This is a genomic window from Pradoshia sp., assembly GCF_051873915.1.
In the GTDB taxonomy this organism is placed as follows: Bacteria; Bacillota; Bacilli; order Bacillales; family Pradoshiaceae; genus Pradoshia.
On the sequence record NZ_JBJEFJ010000119.1, the window covers coordinates 1 to 1882 of the forward strand.

The following is a 1882-nucleotide window of genomic DNA, read 5'->3' on the forward strand; positions in this document are numbered from 1 at the left end:
AAAAGTTTTTATCTCGTTTTTCGGAAGCAACTTTTATATAATACCTGATATTTTTTATGAATGCAATACTTTTTTTAAAAAAGTTTATCATCCATTTTCTATCAGCACTGCTTAAAGAAGCAGCTCAATTAATATACCACCTTTTCGCCTAAAATGAAACTGGAATTTATCGCTAAAATTCTTCTTTTTCTATTCTATGTCTTTTTCTCAGGACATATTTTATAGCAAGCGGGAGGGATTAGATGAATTGGGATGAAGAGTACGATGTGTTAGTAGTAGGCTCGGGAGCAGCTGGTTTCTCAGCCGCATTGACCGCTCAGCTTGAAGGTCTGCACACTCTATTAATTGAAAAGGAAAGTAAATACGGCGGTGCTTCTGCCCTTTCAGGAGGCGGTGTATGGATTCCGAATAATCGCTATTTAGAAGAAGCCGGTGTTAGCGACAGCTATAAGGAGGCAAGAAGATACTTAGATGTCACAGTTGGAGACCGGGTCACCGAACCTGTTAAAGACACCTACTTACGGAAGGGCATCGAGATGCTTGATTACTTTTATCAGAAAACAGAGCATATGAGATTTTCCTATGCACGAAACTACTCTGATTATTATGCTCATTACCCGGGCGGTAAAGCCCACGGGCGGTCGATTGAACCTTTGATTATCGATGCTAGGAAGCTTGGCAGCTGGCAGCATTTAATGAACAGCCCTACTATCCCCACTAAGGGCTTTACGATGACAGGACAGGATTTCCATAAGATAAATATGATTACACGCACCACTGCAGGGAAGATGCGATCTATGCGCCTGGGCTTAAGAATGGTCAAATCTAAAATCACCCGGGCTAAACTCACTTCTCTTGGACAAGCTCTCATTGCTCGTTTCGCCCTTTCCTACAAGGAGGCCGGAGGGAAATTAGCACTTAACACGGCATTTACGGACTTCATTATTGATGATGACCGTGTTGTTGGTATCAAAGTGAAAAAAGACGGAAGGGCACAATCAATTAAAGCAAGAAAGGGAGTCATTCTTGGTTCTGGTGGATTCTCAAGAGATCAGAATAAACGGGAGAAGTATCTGCCCAAGCCTACTAATATGCAGTGGACCTCCTCCCCCACGGGCCAGACGGGCGACATCCTCTCACCAGCTGCTAAATTAGGGGCAAAGTTCGACCTAATGGATAAGGTTTGGGGAGCCCCTTCTATTATTGACCACAATGGGAAACCGTTTTTCCTTGTCGCTGAGCGCGGTATCCCTAGTATGGTCATCACCGACCAGGATGGACATCGCTATCTAAATGAAGCGCTCCCTTATCATGAGTTCACAGACTTGATGTATGAGCATAATAAACGGACAAACGGAAAAGCAATCCCCTCTTGGTTCATCATCGACCGAAGAACCAAGAAGCGCTATCTAATTGCTGGTCAATTCCCAGGGCTGGATTTCCCGAAGGAATATTATGATCATGATATTGTAAGGACTGGCGATACCATTACCGAATTGGCGGAGAACTTGGGAATGGACCGAATCGAACTCATCGCTACAATCGAACGCTTTAACCAGCTAGCGAAAAGAGGAAAGGATGCGGATTTCGGCAGAGGCGATGTTCCTTATGACCGATACTACGGGGACCCAACGTTAAAGAATCCTAATTTAGATACCATTAATAACGGTCCCTATTATGCTCTTCGTGTCTATCCAGGCGATATTGGAACCAAGGGAGGCGTGGTAATTGATGAGAAGGCACGCATCATAAAAGAAGATGGATCGTTCATCAAAGGGGTATATGCAGCCGGCAATTGTTCCGCCTCCATTATGGGAGAATCCTATCCCGGACCAGGAGCGACCTTGGGGCCTGCCATGACATTCGGATATATCGCAGCGCT

General features: G+C 44.6%; 1 protein-coding gene. It reads left to right on the plus strand.

All coding sequences use genetic code 11. From position 1 onward, the window contains the following. Positions 1-242 precede the first annotated feature (242 nt). Positions 243-1882, plus strand: a 1640-nt coding sequence (locus ACI35L_RS10975; protein ID WP_439802897.1) for an FAD-dependent oxidoreductase, incomplete at its 3' end; no start/stop codon positions are given.